At 49.3% G+C, this 1,336-nt stretch carries 1 protein-coding gene; it reads right to left on the reverse strand.

Features of this window, described 5'->3' with window-relative positions; all coding sequences use genetic code 11:
• A partial coding sequence (locus R2Q94_RS22095) for a beta strand repeat-containing protein (protein WP_316823643.1) occupies positions 1-1,336 on the reverse strand: 1,336 nt, incomplete at both ends.

Below are 1,336 nucleotides of genomic sequence, written 5' to 3' on the forward strand. Positions count from 1 at the left end.
ACTTAAAGTACCTGCAACAGGTGCAGCGGTCACAGTAACCACTTTGGTTACCATCGCATTTCCACAGCCTCCCGCACCGGAAACGGTATACGTTATTGTTAAAGTACCGGCAGACAAAGCGCTGATCTGACCTGTAGCATCAATAGTTGCCACAGCCGAATTTGAGCTGCTCCAACTTCCGCCTAAAACTGTCGAACTAAAAGTATTATTGCTTCCTACACATATATTTCCGCTTCCACTTAAAGTACCTGCAACTGGCGCAGCTGTCACGGTAACCACCCTTGTGGCTATCGCATCACCACAACCACCGTTGCCGGCAACCGTGTAGGTCATGGTCGCCGTTCCGGCTCCAACACCATTGATTAGGCCAGTTGAAGGATCAATAGTCGCTACACCTGGCTGATCAGAAGTCCATACGCCTCCTGCAATCGTTGAATTAAAAGTGGTTGTACTTCCTACACAGACATTTTGATTTCCACCCAAAGTACCGGCAATTGGAGCAGCGGTGACTGTCACTGTTCTGGTCGCTATCGCATCTCCACAACCTCCTGTACCTATAACGGTATAAGTCATCGTTGCGGTTCCGGAACCAAGCCCATTGATCAATCCTGTGGAAGGATCTATAGTGGCTACAGCAGTATTTCCTGAGCTCCAGCTTCCACCATTTATTGTAGAATTAAATGTTGTGGTACTTCCAACACAAATACTTTGATTACCTCCCAGGGTACCCGCAGTTACCGGTGCTGTTACGGTGATGACTCTGGTATCTGTTGCATTTCCACAACCTCCTGAACCTGCAACCGTGTAAGTCATTGTCGCAGTTCCTGCAGTTAAGGCAGTAATCTCTCCTGTGCTGGCATTGATCGTCGCTACAGCAGTATTCCCTGAACTCCAGCTTCCTCCGCTTATTGTTGAACTGAAGGTCGAACCATTGCCAATACAAACACTTTGTACTCCGCTTAGCGTACCGGCAACTGGTGCAGCGGTCACAGTAACTGTTCTGGTCGCTACCGCATCGCTACATCCCCCTGTGCCTGTAACGGTATAAGTCATCGTAGCTGTTCCGGAACCAAGCCCGTTGACCAATCCTGTAGAAGGGTCAATAGTCGCCACACTGGTGTTGTCTGAACTCCAAACTCCTCCTGTTTCTGTAGAACTAAAAGCTGAAGTGCTGCCTATACAGATGTTGCCTGTGCCGCTTAAAGTACCTGCAACAGGTGCAGCGGTCACAGTAACCACTTTGGTTACCATCGCATTTCCACAGCCTCCGGTACCGGCAACGGTATATGTTATTGTTGAAGTGCCGGCAGACAAAGCGCTGATCTGACCTGTGGCG

This window comes from Pedobacter gandavensis (genome assembly GCF_032678465.1).
Taxonomy (GTDB): Bacteria; Bacteroidota; Bacteroidia; order Sphingobacteriales; family Sphingobacteriaceae; genus Pedobacter; species Pedobacter gandavensis_B.